Here is a 14,269-nt window from a genome sequence, read left to right as displayed (position 1 = left end):
TTAAGTAATCTAAGATAATTCTTTTTTCAAAAACTGTGCCGTATAACTCTTTTTATTTTTTATAATTTCTTCGGGTGTGCCTTTGCATAACACTTCTCCGCCACCTTTTCCGCCTTCTAAACCAATGTCAATTATATAATCGGCCAATTTAATTACGTCTAAATTATGTTCAATAATTAAAACCGTATTTCCTTTATCTACTAATTTATTTATGACATCCATTAAAATGCGAATGTCTTCAAAATGCAAACCGGTAGTCGGTTCATCTAATATATAAAAAGTATTTCCTGTATCTTTTTTTGATAATTCTCCAGCTAATTTTATTCGTTGTGCTTCACCACCAGAAAGCGTGGTACTTTGTTGTCCTAATGTAATATATCCCAAACCAACATCTTGAATGGTTTTTACTTTTCGATATATTTTTGGAATATTTTCAAAGAAATCTACAGCTTCATCAACCGTCATATTTAACACATCTGAAATGGATTTTCCTTTGAAACGAATTTCTAAGGTTTCTCTGTTAAATCGTTTTCCTTGGCAGGTTTCGCATTCTACATACACATCGGGTAAAAAACTCATTTCAATAGTTCTTACTCCAGAACCCTCACAAGTTTCGCAACGGCCACCTTTTACATTAAAGCTAAAACGACCTGGTTTATAACCACGAATTTGTGCTTCAGATGTCATCGTAAACAAACTTCTGATTTCCGAAAAAACATCAGTGTATGTAGCAGGATTGCTTCGGGGTGTTCTACCAATCGGACTTTGATCAATATCAATAACCTTATCTAAATGTTCTAATCCTTCAATTTTTTTATAGGGTTGCGGTTTTTTAACAGCGTTATAAAAGTGTGTATTTAAAATAGGGTAGAGCGTTTCGTTAATTAAGGTTGATTTTCCACTTCCAGAAACCCCTGAAACACAAATTAATTGCCCTAAAGGAATTTCTATTGAAACATTTTTTAGGTTGTTTCCTGTAGCACCTGATAATTTTAAAAATTTTCCATTTCCTTTTCTACGCGTTTTTGGTACTTCAATTTTCATTTTACCATTTAAATATTGCGCAGTAATAGTATTTTCTTTTAATAATGCAGCAGGTGTGCCTTGGCTAATAATTTGTCCTCCATATTTTCCTGCTTTCGGACCAATATCAATAACGTGATCGGCACGAACTATCATATCTTTGTCGTGTTCTACAACTAAAACCGAGTTGCCAATATCGCGTAAGCTTTCTAATGATTTTATTAATCGCTCATTGTCGCGTTGGTGCAATCCGATACTAGGTTCGTCTAAAATGTATAAAACGCCAACCAATTGCGAACCAATTTGTGTCGCCAATCGTATACGTTGTGCTTCTCCACCAGAAAGCGTTTTGGAGCTTCTATTTAAACATAAATAATCTAAGCCAACATCCAGTAAAAAATTAATTCGAGCGTTGATTTCTTTTAAAATTTCGTGAGAAATGTTTTGTTGTTTTTCCGACATGTGATTCGGTAAATCCGAAAACCACTGTTGTAATTCTACAATATCCATTTGCACTAAATCGCCAATACTTTTTTCGTTGATTTTAAAGTACAATACTTCTTTTCGTAAACGTGTTCCGTGGCATTCTGAACATTCGTTTTCGTCCATAAATTCTTTTGCCCAACGTTTAATACTTGCCGATTCGGATTGCTCAAACTGATTTTTAATGAAATTGGATATCCCTTCGAAGTCAATTTTATAATCTTTAGTAATACCCATCACTTTAGAAACTACTGAAAATTTTTCGTTCCCACCATATAAAATCATATCCATTGCTTCAGCAGGAATATTTTCTATATTATCTGTAATCTTAAATCCGTATTTTTCACCAATAAATTCTAATTGCTTAAAAATCCAAGTGCTTTTATATTCGCCCAAAGGCGCAAAACCACCTGATTTTATTGATGCTTTTGGATTAGGAATAATTTTTTGCAGATTAATTTCATTTACAATTCCTAAACCATTACAGTTCGGGCAAGCTCCTTTTGGTGAATTGAATGAGAAATTATTAGGTTCTGGATTGGGATACGAAATACCAGAAGTAGGACACATTAAACTTCTACTATAAAAACGAACTTCTTGAGCATCTTGTTCAATAACCATTAAAACATCATCACCGTGATGCATCGCTACTTTGATGCTTTCGGTTAATCGTTTGTCAGTGTCTTCGTCTTGTTTCACAGCCACTCTATCAATTACAATTTCAATATCGTGTGTTTTATAGCGATCCACTTTCATGCCATATTCCAAATCTTTTATCACTCCGTTTACACGAACTTTTAAAAAACCTTGTTTGGCAATTTGTTCAAACAACTCACGATAATGTCCTTTGCGGGAACGAATTACTGGTGCTAAAATGTTGATTTTTTTCCCATCAAATTCATTGTAAATTAATTCTTTAATTTGATCATCTGAATAAGAAACCATTTTTTCACCCGTATTGTAACTGTATGCATCAGCAGCACGAGCAAATAATAATCTAAGAAAATCGTAAATTTCTGTAATAGTACCAACGGTTGAACGTGGACTTTTATTGGTTGTTTTTTGCTCAATGGCAATCACTGGAGATAATCCATCAATTTTATCTACATCAGGACGTTCTAAACCGCCTAGAAATTGGCGTGCATAGGCAGAAAACGTTTCGATGTATCTACGTTGCCCTTCAGCATAAATAGTATCAAAGGCAAGTGAAGACTTTCCAGAACCTGATAAACCTGTGATAACCACTAATTTTTCACGAGGAATGGTAACGTCTATATTTTTTAAATTATGAGTACGAGCCCCAATAATTTCAATGGAATTTTCTGTGTGTTGCATACAATTTTTATCAAAACGCAAAATTACAATTTTTTAGTTCAATTGTAAGACAGAAAAGGGTTTTGTTTTTATTAAGTTTTTATTTTTTTAGAATTTTTTCATCAACAAAATTCGCAATGAAACCTAGTTTCATTCTGAACAGCATTTTCTTTTCAAAATTCCAGAAGAAAGTAAATTGTCCGAAAATAAAACCTATAAAAACAAGTAAAATTTGATAAATAGGAAAAATTAATACCAATCGTAAAATACGATATAGCCAATGCGGTTGAAAGGTTTCGGGAATTCCAATTAATGATAGGAAAGGTTTAGCTAGTTGCAATGAACTAAAACCGGTAATAGCAAAAACAATTAAAATGCTCGCTAATTGCCAGTTGCTTGAAATATTCCAACGTTTTTTTAACCTATTCATTTTTTAAAAATTATCGGTATAAAGATAAAAAAAAGTCCCGAAAAATCGGAACTAAATTTTATTTTTGGTAAACGTATTTGTTATTTGAATTATTTGTTTTTCAATAAACTAATAATTTGCTCAGCTAATTCTGTACCAATTCTGTCTTGCGCTTCTAAAGTAGCCGCACCAATATGTGGTGTTAACGAAATTTTTGGTTGCATTAATATTTGAATTTCTGGAGTAGGCTCGTTTTCAAAAACATCTAAACCAGCAAATAATACTTTTCCATTATCAATAGCCTCAATTAATGCTACTTCGTTAATTACGCCACCACGAGCACAGTTTACAATTCCCACTTCATTTTTCATCATTTCAAATTCGGCTTTGTCTAAAACATAACCGTCTTGTGCTGGTACGTGTAGTGTAATAAAATCAGCTTGTTTTATAACGTCTTCTAATGGTTCTGTGCTAATATCAACATTAATAAATTGACCGTTATAAAAGTCAACTCTAATTACAGCTTCATTAATATATTTATCGGCAGCAATCACTTTCATTCCAATTCCTAAAGCTAATTTCGCCACTGCCTGACCAATTCTACCAAATCCAATAATACCAATTGTTTTTCCTCTAAGTTCTAATCCGTCAGCGTACGCTTTTTTTAATCCATTGAAGTTGGTATCACCTTCTAAAGGCATATTTCTATTGGCATCATGTAAAAATCGAACGCCCGAAAATAAATGAGCAAAAACCAATTCGGCCACACTTTCAGATGAAGACGCTGGTGTATTAATAACGTGAATTCCTTTTGAACGGGCATATTCTACATCAATATTATCCATTCCAACGCCGCCACGACCAATAATTTTTAATCCTGGACAGGCATCAATAATGTCTTGTTTTACTTTTGTAGCACTTCTTACCAAAATAACTTGTACATCATTTGTATTGATGTAATTTGCTACTTGTTCTTGTGCCACTTTTGTAGTGATGACTTCAAATCCTGCTTTTTCTAATGTAGTGATACCACTTTTTGAAATTCCGTCGTTTGCTAATACTTTCATATTTTTTTTATTAAAAGATTGAAAAATTAAAAGATTCAATCAAGGGATAAATTGTTTTTTATTTTATTGTTTCTCCAATTCTTTCATTACATCTACCAATACTTGAACACTCTCCAATGGTAATGCATTATACATAGAAGCACGATAACCACCAACAGAACGGTGCCCAGTCAATCCTGATATTCCTGCGGCTTTCCACATCGCATCAAATTTTTCAGTTAGGCTTTCGTCTGTTAAAACAAATGTAGCGTTCATATTACTTCTATCTTCAACTTCGGCAGTACCTTTAAATAATGGGTTTCTGTCAATTTCTGAATACAACAAGGCTGCTTTTTGTTCGTTTATTTTTTCAATTGCTGCAATTCCACCTAAATTTTTCAACCATTGTAAGGTTAATAAGGAAGCATAAACAGGAAATACCGGCGGCGTATTGTACATACTTTCTGCCTTAATATGTTTTTCATAATCCAACATACTTGGAATGTAACGTCCTGTTTTGCCTAAGATTTCTTCTTTTATTACTACCAGTGTAGTTCCAGCTGGACCCATATTTTTTTGTGCACCAGCATAAATGATATCAAATTGCGAAAAATCTAATGTTCTTGAAAAAATATCCGAACTCATATCGCAAACCATAGGCACATTTGTTTTCGGAAATGATTTCATTTGAGTTCCGAAGATTGTATTGTTACTGGTACAGTGAAAATAACTTGCATCAGATGGAATTTCTATGTTTTTTGGAATATAATTATAATTGGCTTCTTTTGAAGAACCAACAACTAATGTTTCTCCAAAATGTTTAGCTTCTTTTATAGCGTTGTTTGCCCATGTTCCTGTATCTAAATACGCTGCTTTTCCGTCAGATTTCATTAAGTTGTAAGGCACCATTAAGAATTCTAAGCTTGCACCACCAGCTAGAAATAACGCTTGATATCCTTTATTTTCTAAACCCAAAAGTTCTAAAACTAAAGCTCTTGCATCATCCATAACAGCCACAAAATCTTTACTTCTGTGCGATATTTCTAATAAAGATAAATCGGAATTATTAAAATTTAAAATGGCTTGAGCTGATTTTTCAAATACTTCTTGTGGCAAAATACAAGGTCCTGCGCTATAATTGTGTTTTTTCATAATGTGGTTGTAGTTTGGTGCAAATTTCAGGTTTTTAGAAAATCTGCCCAAAATTAAATTTATGATATAGAAACGACTTATTAACAATATCGTTTTCGAAAACAATTACTTTTCTTTTTTCGAGGCCTTTCTATTTGAATTTACCTTTGCTTCCAAATTAAATTTGGGTTGGTGTTTATTTACCTCTTTTTCTTTTTGAGTTTTAATTATTGTACTAATTTTTGAAATAGCCATTTTATAAATTATTTAGAAAATCTAAAGTATCTACATTGTCGGCGTAGTCCCATAAATTTGGTTTTTGAGTGTTTCCAAAATAGACGGAATTTTCAATAATTCCATTAGAAACTACACATTGAATCATTTCGGCATCTTGTTGTATACGTGCTTTTACTTCGTTTACATCTTCGTAATATTCATAAAACACAGAAGAAATAGGCGAGGCGTGGCTGATGTCTTCCTTTATTGTTAAAAATTCATTGTCTAATAATTGAAAATTACTCATTAAAAAAACCGCTTTATTATAATCGTAATTATTAGCATATTTTTCGTAATAAATCACGTCTTTTTGAGCATACATACCATTAAAAAACGCATCGAAATTATAATTTTTAGGCACAAAGATTTTAGACACATTTCGGCAACCTAATCCAAAATATCTAAAAACATCTTCACTTAACAAAGTCATTTCTTCAGGAGTTTCATTACCAGTCAAAACTGCGACAGAATTTCTACTTTTTCTAATGATAGAAGGTTTGTTTTTAAAATAATATTCAAAGTATCTTGCTGTATTGTTGCTTCCAGTAGCAATAACGGCATCGTAATTTTCTAATTTATCTTCAACAAACGTTATTTTTTCATTAAATCGATTATCCAACGAAATTAAATATTTGGCTAAAAATTTAATTAAATAATCGTCTTTACTTGATGTTTTAACTAATACATTATTTCCTGAAATTAAAACGGATAAAAAATCGTGAAAACCTACTAACGGAATATTTCCTGCTAAAATTAAACCTACGTTTTTGGGTTCTTTTTCAATAAAATTGTAAGCAGAAAGCCACTGATTTAAGTTGTTTTCAGTTAAAGCATCAGACCAACTTGAAATGCTAAAATGTACATTTTCAGGTGTAAACCAATTATTGTGTGATTGCGATAAGGCAATTAAATCTACAAACGAGTTAAAAAACAAATCATTATATTTTACTTGCTCATTTTGTTGATTATTATCTAAAGAAAATTGACTTAAAAACTTTCCCAATTCAACAAAATTATTTTTTATTTCAATTTGTAACATATGTAACTTGTTTATATTTAGTTTACGTTGTATTTTTGCACAAAGTTACGAAGTAAAAAGCAGATTTTATAAACTTCTAAACTTTAAACTTTTAAACAAAAGGAATAATGGCAATTATAATAACAGACGAATGTATTAATTGTGGGGCTTGTGAACCAGAATGTCCAAATACTGCAATATATGAAGGTGCGGATGATTGGCGTTGGAAAGACGGCACCAAACTTTCAGGAAAAATAATTTTACCAGACGGAACAGAAATTGATGCAGATGCGGCACAAACGCCAGTTTCTGATGATTTGTATTACATTGTTCCAGGAAAGTGTACTGAATGTAAAGGGTTTCACGATGAACCTCAATGTGCGGCAGTTTGCCCAGTTGATTGTTGTGTACCAGATGATAATCACGTAGAAAGTGAAGAAACACTTTTAAATAGACAAGCATTTTTGCATAACGAATAATACCTTAAACCCCAAAGTGGCGTTTTTGATAGTAAAATAATAATAAATTGAACCGATGTGAAGTCCCCTTCGGGGATTTAGGGGCTTTAAAATATGAAAGCAGGAATTGTAGGCTTACCAAATGTTGGAAAATCAACGTTATTTAATTGTTTATCAAACGCAAAAGCACAAAGTGCTAATTTTCCGTTTTGTACTATCGAGCCAAATATTGGTGTAGTAAACGTACCAGATCCAAGAATCAATCGTTTAGAAGAATTGGTAAAACCAGAACGTGTGCAAATGGCTACTGTTGATATTGTTGATATTGCAGGTTTAGTTAAAGGTGCGAGTAAAGGAGAAGGATTGGGAAATCAGTTTTTAGGAAATATTAGAGAATGTAACGCCATTATTCACGTGTTACGTTGTTTTGATAATGACAATATTGTTCACGTAGATGGAAATGTAAACCCAATTCGTGATAAAGAAACTATTGACATCGAATTACAATTAAAAGACTTAGAAACGGTTGAAAAACGTTTAGAAAAAGCAAATAAAGGAGCTAAAACCGGTAACGCTGAGGCTAAAATAGAAAAAGGAATTTTAGATAGAATTAAAGAAGCTTTATTACAAGGAAAATCGGCAAGAACGGTTGTGCCAAATGGTAATGAAGAAGAAGTTTTATACGAGGCGTTTCAATTAATTACAGCTAAACCTGTTTTATATGTTTGTAATGTAGATGAAGCGTCTGCCGTAAATGGAAACAAATATGTAGACCAAGTTAAAGAATTAGTAAAAGACGAACAAGCAGAAGTTATAATACTTTCAGTTGGAGCCGAAGCGGATATCACAGAATTAGAAAGTTACGAAGAACGTCAGATTTTTTTAGAAGATATGGGATTATCTGAACCAGGTTCGGCAGTTTTAATTCGTGCAGCTTATAAATTATTGAACTTACAAACGTATTTTACAGCGGGTGTAAAAGAAGTTAGAGCTTGGACCATTCAAGTTGGTGATACAGCTCCGCAAGCAGCAGGAGTAATTCACTCTGATTTTGAAAAGGGATTTATTCGTGCAGAAGTAATTGCTTTTGAAGATTATTCTAATTTTGGTACTGAAGCCAAATGTAAAGAAGCGGGAAAATTAAGAGTAGAAGGAAAAGAATACATTGTAAAAGATGGTGATGTGATGCATTTCCGTTTTAACGTGTAATTTTTGAATATAGAATATTTAGAAAACCGTTGCAGAAATGAAACGGTTTTTTTATTGGCTTGTATTTAAGAAATCAAATTTAATTGCAGTTTTAAGTCTATATTCTGTATTCTATTCTTTATATTCTAAAACTGAAAACTTCTTAATAACTTCTTTAAAAACCATTTTTATTTTTTAATGAAATCCATTATCTTGCAAAAAATCCAAATTCCGATTTATGCAAGAGCAACAAGATCAATATAACGAAGATAATATACGTTCACTCGACTGGAAAGAGCATATTCGTATGCGTCCAGGGATGTATATTGGTAAGTTAGGAGATGGTTCATCACCAGATGATGGTATTTATATTTTATTAAAAGAAGTGCTCGATAACTGTATCGACGAATTTGTAATGGGTGCTGGTAAAACCATTGAAGTTACCTTAAAAGATAAAATGATGACTGTAAGAGATTACGGTCGTGGTATTCCCTTAGGAAAAGTTGTGGATGTTGTTTCTAAAATGAACACAGGAGGAAAATACGATTCCAAAGCGTTTAAAAAATCAGTAGGACTTAATGGGGTAGGAACCAAGGCAGTTAATGCGTTGTCAAATTATTTCCGTGTAGAATCGGTTCGTGATAACCAGCAAAAAGCCGCCGAATTTTCTGCAGGAAATTTAACCCTTGAAGAAGATATTACAGAATCAACAAAACGAAAAGGTACAAAAGTCACTTTTATTGCTGACGAAGCTATTTTTAAAAATTACAAGTATCGTAACGAATATATCATAAAAATGCTTAAAAATTATTGTTACCTAAATACAGGTTTAACAATATATTTTAATGGCGAAAAATATTATTCAGACAATGGTTTAAAAGATTTATTAGAAGAAAACATTGCCGAAGAAGATATGGTGTATCCAATTATTCACCTTTTAGGCGATGATATTGAAGTAGCCATTACGCATAGTAAAACCCAATATTCAGAAGAATATTATTCTTTTGTAAACGGACAAAACACTACACAAGGTGGAACGCATTTAGGGGCATTCAGAGAAGCATTAGTAAAAACCATAAAAGAGTTTTATAACAAACCTTTTGAAGCGTCAGACATTCGTAAATCAATTGTTTCGGCAATTGTGGTTCGTGTAGAAGAACCTGTTTTCGAAAGTCAAACGAAAACCAAATTGGGTTCTACAGATATGGGACCTGACTTGCCATCAGTCCGTACGTTTGTTAACGATTTTATGAAAACGAAGTTAGATAACTTCCTTCATAAAAATCCAGAAGTTGCCGATGCTTTACTTCGTAAAATTTTACAAGCTGAACGCGAGCGTAAAGAATTATCAGGAATTAGAAAATTAGCAAAAGACCGAGCAAAAAAAGCCAATCTTCACAACAAAAAATTACGCGATTGTAGAGTACATTTAACCGATGCTAAAAACCCAAGAAGTTTAGAGAGTACGCTTTTTATTACTGAGGGAGATTCGGCTTCTGGTTCCATTACTAAAAGTCGTGATGTAAACACACAAGCCGTTTTCAGTTTACGTGGTAAACCATTAAACTCGTATGGTATGACCAAAAAAATTGTGTACGAAAACGAAGAATTCAATTTATTACAAGCCGCATTGAATATTGAAGAAAGTATGGAAGATTTACGTTACAACAATATAGTAATTGCTACCGATGCCGATGTCGATGGAATGCACATTCGTTTGTTGTTAATTACCTTCTTCTTGCAGTTTTTTCCTGAAATGATAAAAGAAGGGCATTTGTATATTTTACAAACACCATTATTCAGAATTCGAAATAAGAAAGAAACCATTTATTGCTATTCGGAAGAAGAACGAAAAGCCGCGATGGAAAAACTCAAACCAAAACCAGAAATTACCCGTTTTAAAGGATTAGGAGAAATTTCGCCAGATGAGTTTAAAAATTTCATTGGAGAAACCATACGTCTTGATCCAGTAATGTTGGACAAAGCCACGTCTATTGAGAAATTATTAGAATTCTATATGGGTAAAAACACGCCCGACCGTCAAGACTTTATCATTAACAACTTGAAGGTAGAATTAGATGTGGTGGAAGAGGAAGTTTAGAATAATTAAAAACATACTGAAACTCTGAAATTAATTCAGAGAAAATAAATTCAGCATAAATGAAAGACGAAGAAGAAAACATTCATCCAGAAGAAGAAAATACGGAACATACTGAAAATAATTCAGAGGATAATTTAATTGACGACAATCAAGAGGATGAGCTTTCTGAAGAAATTATTGAAGTAGATGCCAAAAACTTCGAAGGACAACATTTTTACGAAAACGACGAAAATCCAGAAGATACCATTACCAAAGTTACAGGAATGTACAAAGATTGGTTTTTGGACTATGCTTCGTATGTAATTTTAGAACGTGCGGTTCCTGCTATTGAAGACGGTTTTAAACCGGTTCAACGTCGTATTATGCACTCGTTAAAGGAGTTAGATGATGGTCGTTATAACAAAGTGGCCAATGTTGTTGGGCATACTATGCAGTATCATCCTCACGGAGATGCGAGTATTGGTGATGCTATGGTGCAAATTGGTCAGCGTGAATTGCTAATCGATTGTCAAGGAAACTGGGGAAATATTTTAACTGGCGATAGTGCGGCAGCTTCTCGTTACATTGAGGCACGTTTGTCAAAATTTGCTTTGGAAGTATTGTATTCTCCAAAAATTACCGATTGGGGTGTTTCTTATGATGGTCGTAGAGCTGAACCAAACAATTTACCCGTTAAATTTCCATTATTATTAGCTTCAGGAGCCGAAGGAATCGCGGTTGGATTGTCAACAAAAGTGTTGCCTCACAATTTTAATGAATTAATTGACGCTTCGATAAAAATTTTAAAAGGAAAACCATTTACCATTTATCCTGATTTCCAAACAGCTGGTATTGCAGACGTTTCGAATTATAATGATGGAATGCGTGGTGGTAGAGTTCGAGTACGTGCTAAAATTTCGCAATTAGACAAGCAAACTTTAGTCATTACTCAAATTCCGTTTTCAACCAATACGTCAACCTTAATTGATAGTATTTTGAAAGCCAATGAAAAAGGAAAAATAAAAATTAAAAAGATTGAAGATAATACGGCTGCTGAGGTTGAAATATTAATTCATCTTTTCCCTGGCGTTTCGCCAGATAAATCTATTGACGCGTTATATGCTTTCACGGCTTGTGAAACTTCTGTAGCGCCTTTAGGTTGTGTAATTCAAGATAACAAACCGCTTTTTGTTGGCGTGTCTCATATGTTGAAAATTTCTACAGAACGAACCGTAGAATTACTTCGAAAAGAATTAGAAATTCAATTAGAAGAATTAAAAACAAAATGGCATTTTTCTACTTTAGAAAAGATCTTCATTCGTGAAGAAATGTATATCGATTTCAAATTGTATTCGGACAGAGAAACACTTTACGAGTATTTATACAAACAATTTGAACCGTTTAAAAAGTCGTTTGTTCGTGAAATCGTAGATGAAGATTTACAGAAATTAACGCAAATTCCAATGATTCGTATTACGCGATTTGATTCGGATAAAGCGGACGATTTTATTGCGAAGTTAGAAGACGAAATGAAAGAAGTGCAACATCATTTAGATAATTTAATTGATTTTGCTATTGATTATTTCGCCAAATTAAAAGAAAAATACGGAAAAGGAAGAGAGCGTCAAACGGAATTAAGAAGTTTTGATACGATTGAAGCTACGAAAGTAGTTTTACGTAATACCAAATTATATGTGAACAAAGAAGAAGGTTTCTTTGGAACAGGTTTGAAGAAAGACGAATATGTGGCCGATTGTTCCGATATTGATGATGTAATTGTTTTCCTAAGAGATGGAAGAATGATGATTGCCAAAGTAGATGATAAAAAGTTCGTAGGTAAAGATATCATTCATATTGCGGTTTTCGATAAAAACGACAAACGTACCATTTATAATATGATTTATCGTGATGGTAAAAACGGTTCCACATTTATTAAACGATTTAATGTTTCTGGAGTAACTCGTGATAAATTTTACGATTTAACGCAAGAAAAACCAGGTTCGCAAGTCTTATATTTCTCTGCTAATCCAAATGGAGAAGCTGAGGTGGTAACTATTTTACTACGTCAAGTGGGAAGTATTAAGAAACTGAAATGGGATCAAGATTTTTCTGATATTGCCATTAAAGGTCGTGCAAGTAAAGGAAATACGGTTACAAAATATCCAATCAAGAAAATTGAATTAAAAGAAAAAGGAATTTCAACACTTCGACCAAGAAAAATTTGGTTTGATGACACAGTTCATCGTTTAAATGTAGATGGAAGAGGTGAGTTGTTAGGTGAATTTAAACCTAACGATAGATTGCTTATCGCGAATCAATCGGGAAAAATTAAAACCATTATTCCAGAATTGACCACGCATTTTGATGAAGATATGATTGTGATGGAAAAATGGAATCCTAAGAAACCAATTTCTGCAATTTATTACGATGGTGAAAAAGAGCGTTATTTTGTAAAACGTTTCTTAATTGAAAACGAAAATAAAGAAGAAATTTTTATAACAGAACACGAGTCGTCTCAATTAGAAATTATTTCAACAGATTGGTTGCCAATGGCTGAGGTAGTTTATGCGAAAGTGAAAGGCGTACAAAAAGACAATCAGATTGTAAATTTAGATGAGTTTATTGCTGTTAAAGGAATTAAAGCGCTTGGTAATCAATTGACTACAGATAAAATAAAACAGATAAACATATTAGAATCATTACCTTATGAAGAGATTTTAGACGAACCAGAAGCTATGGTTTCTGAAGAGTCTAATTCTGAAGCACAAGATTTTAATATTGAATTAGACGATGACGGACAAATAACGTTGAGTTTAGAGTAAATTTCAAATACAAACCTGACAAGTTTTCGAAACCTGTCAGGTTTTTTTTATAATTTAATTCGTTACATCAGTATCTTTTAATTTTTCATCCATAATTTTATTATTGTATAAAACCACAGGTTTTTTGCTGTTTTTCTTCATTCTTAGATTTAAAAACTCTACAAATAACGAGAAGAAAATAGAGAAGTATAAATATCCTTTTGGAATACTATGAACGGTTTCACCACCAAAGAATTTAAAATTAGCTAAATGTGAACCTTCTGCTAAAAGCATCACTCCAATTAAAATTAAGAACGATAATCCTAAAATTTGTATGGTTGGGTGATTGTTTACGAATTTGCTTACAGGTCCTGCAAAAATCATCATAATTATAATTGAAATAATAATTGCCATAATCATAATTTCAATTGCACCAGCTGCACCAAAACCAACGGGTGGCTCAGCAGCACTTACTAAACCAATTGCCGTTAAAATACTATCAAATGAGAAAACAATATTTAACAAAGCAATTTGTAAAATAGCAGCTCCTAATGAATTACTTGCTTTTCCATTAGTTCCTTCTTCTTCGCCTTCAAGTTTGTGATGTATTTCGGATACGGATTTGTATAATAAAAATAATCCACCACCAAAAATAATTAAACTTTGACCCGAAATTCCACCTGAGAAAAACCCTAAATCGAAATCGAAAAATGATTTTTTTAAGCTCATTACCCAAGAAATTCCAAAAAGTAGTACAATTCGAAACGCCATCGCTAACAGCAATCCAATTCTTCTGGCTTTTGGCTGGTCTTTTTCTTCAAGTTTACCAGACACAATTGATAAAAATACAATATTATCAATTCCAAGAATAATTTCTAAAAAAGTTAAGGTTAATAAGGCAATCCAAGCGTCTGGGTTGGTTAATATTTCCATTTGGTAAGGTTTAGATTTTGTTTTTAGAATTTAGCCTTTTATAAGACACACATATATTTTACGTTGAAAACTATAATTTAGTTACAGAAACAAATTGTTTTTTTGCATC

The 14,269-nt window shown here is 32.7% G+C and carries 10 protein-coding genes; 4 read left to right on the top strand and 6 right to left on the bottom strand.

Features of this window, described 5'->3' with window-relative positions:
* Positions 1-9: 9 nt before the first annotated feature.
* The 5 genes from uvrA to ACIQZ1_RS03545 all read right to left on the bottom strand — a co-directional run bounded on the left by uvrA (position 10) and on the right by ACIQZ1_RS03545 (position 6,721).
* A complete protein-coding gene (uvrA, locus tag ACIQZ1_RS03565) occupies positions 10-2,841 on the bottom strand; it encodes an excinuclease ABC subunit UvrA (protein ID WP_396159135.1) in 2,832 nt (943 codons plus the stop codon).
* Positions 2,842-2,920: 79 nt separating this feature from the next.
* Positions 2,921-3,250: a DUF6787 family protein gene (locus ACIQZ1_RS03560; RefSeq protein WP_396159133.1), complete on the bottom strand. Its 330-nt coding sequence runs from the start codon at positions 3,248-3,250 to the stop codon at positions 2,921-2,923.
* A gap of 89 nt (positions 3,251-3,339) precedes the next feature.
* Complete coding sequence (locus ACIQZ1_RS03555) at positions 3,340-4,296, bottom strand: D-2-hydroxyacid dehydrogenase (RefSeq protein WP_396159131.1); 957 nt, start codon at positions 4,294-4,296, stop codon at positions 3,340-3,342.
* Between the two features lie 63 nt (positions 4,297-4,359).
* Positions 4,360-5,427, bottom strand: coding sequence for a 3-phosphoserine/phosphohydroxythreonine transaminase (gene serC, locus ACIQZ1_RS03550; RefSeq protein ID WP_396159129.1), 1,068 nt, complete (start codon positions 5,425-5,427; stop codon positions 4,360-4,362).
* A 235-nt stretch (positions 5,428-5,662) separates the two neighbouring features.
* Positions 5,663-6,721 (bottom strand): acyl-CoA reductase, encoded by a 1,059-nt coding sequence (locus ACIQZ1_RS03545; protein ID WP_396159127.1) that lies wholly within the window; start codon positions 6,719-6,721, stop codon positions 5,663-5,665.
* A gap of 107 nt (positions 6,722-6,828) precedes the next feature.
* Between ACIQZ1_RS03545 and ACIQZ1_RS03540 the strand changes: the two genes are divergently transcribed.
* The 4 genes from ACIQZ1_RS03540 to ACIQZ1_RS03525 all read left to right on the top strand — a co-directional run bounded on the left by ACIQZ1_RS03540 (position 6,829) and on the right by ACIQZ1_RS03525 (position 13,248).
* Positions 6,829-7,179, top strand: coding sequence for a 4Fe-4S dicluster domain-containing protein (locus ACIQZ1_RS03540; RefSeq protein WP_353077466.1), 351 nt, complete (start codon positions 6,829-6,831; stop codon positions 7,177-7,179).
* 93 nt (positions 7,180-7,272) lie between these two features.
* Complete coding sequence (gene ychF / locus ACIQZ1_RS03535) at positions 7,273-8,367, top strand: redox-regulated ATPase YchF (RefSeq protein ID WP_396159125.1); 1,095 nt, start codon at positions 7,273-7,275, stop codon at positions 8,365-8,367.
* A gap of 217 nt (positions 8,368-8,584) precedes the next feature.
* Positions 8,585-10,447, top strand: coding sequence for a DNA topoisomerase IV subunit B (locus ACIQZ1_RS03530; RefSeq protein WP_396159123.1), 1,863 nt, complete (start codon positions 8,585-8,587; stop codon positions 10,445-10,447).
* Positions 10,448-10,506: 59 nt separating this feature from the next.
* Positions 10,507-13,248, top strand: a complete 2,742-nt coding sequence (locus tag ACIQZ1_RS03525; RefSeq protein WP_396159121.1) for a DNA gyrase/topoisomerase IV subunit A — start codon at positions 10,507-10,509, stop codon at positions 13,246-13,248.
* Positions 13,249-13,302: 54 nt separating this feature from the next.
* Here ACIQZ1_RS03525 and ACIQZ1_RS03520 read toward each other — a convergent pair whose 3' ends face one another.
* The gene (locus ACIQZ1_RS03520) at positions 13,303-14,160 is read right to left on the bottom strand and encodes a TerC family protein (RefSeq protein WP_396159119.1); all 858 of its coding nucleotides are present in this window, start codon (positions 14,158-14,160) and stop codon (positions 13,303-13,305) included.
* Positions 14,161-14,269: the final 109 nt, after the last annotated feature.

It is taken from the genome of Flavobacterium sp. (genome assembly GCF_044341185.1).
Taxonomy (GTDB): Bacteria; Bacteroidota; Bacteroidia; order Flavobacteriales; family Flavobacteriaceae; genus Flavobacterium.
This window is presented reverse-complemented; position numbering and strand designations above follow the sequence as displayed.

Bases quoted from the DNA above. Each gene is read 5' to 3' on its own strand.
- uvrA (WP_396159135.1), bottom strand. From the start codon at position 2,841: ATGCAACACACAGAAAATTCCATTGAAATTATTGGGGCTCGTACTCAT.
- ACIQZ1_RS03560 (WP_396159133.1), bottom strand. From the start codon at position 3,250: ATGAATAGGTTAAAAAAACGTTGGAATATTTCAAGCAACTGGCAATTA.
- ACIQZ1_RS03555 (WP_396159131.1), bottom strand. From the start codon at position 4,296: ATGAAAGTATTAGCAAACGACGGAATTTCAAAAAGTGGTATCACTACA.
- serC (WP_396159129.1), bottom strand. From the start codon at position 5,427: ATGAAAAAACACAATTATAGCGCAGGACCTTGTATTTTGCCACAAGAA.
- ACIQZ1_RS03545 (WP_396159127.1), bottom strand. From the start codon at position 6,721: ATGTTACAAATTGAAATAAAAAATAATTTTGTTGAATTGGGAAAGTTT.
- ACIQZ1_RS03540 (WP_353077466.1), top strand. From the start codon at position 6,829: ATGGCAATTATAATAACAGACGAATGTATTAATTGTGGGGCTTGTGAA.
- ychF (WP_396159125.1), top strand. From the start codon at position 7,273: ATGAAAGCAGGAATTGTAGGCTTACCAAATGTTGGAAAATCAACGTTA.
- ACIQZ1_RS03530 (WP_396159123.1), top strand. From the start codon at position 8,585: ATGCAAGAGCAACAAGATCAATATAACGAAGATAATATACGTTCACTC.
- ACIQZ1_RS03525 (WP_396159121.1), top strand. From the start codon at position 10,507: ATGAAAGACGAAGAAGAAAACATTCATCCAGAAGAAGAAAATACGGAA.
- ACIQZ1_RS03520 (WP_396159119.1), bottom strand. From the start codon at position 14,160: ATGGAAATATTAACCAACCCAGACGCTTGGATTGCCTTATTAACCTTA.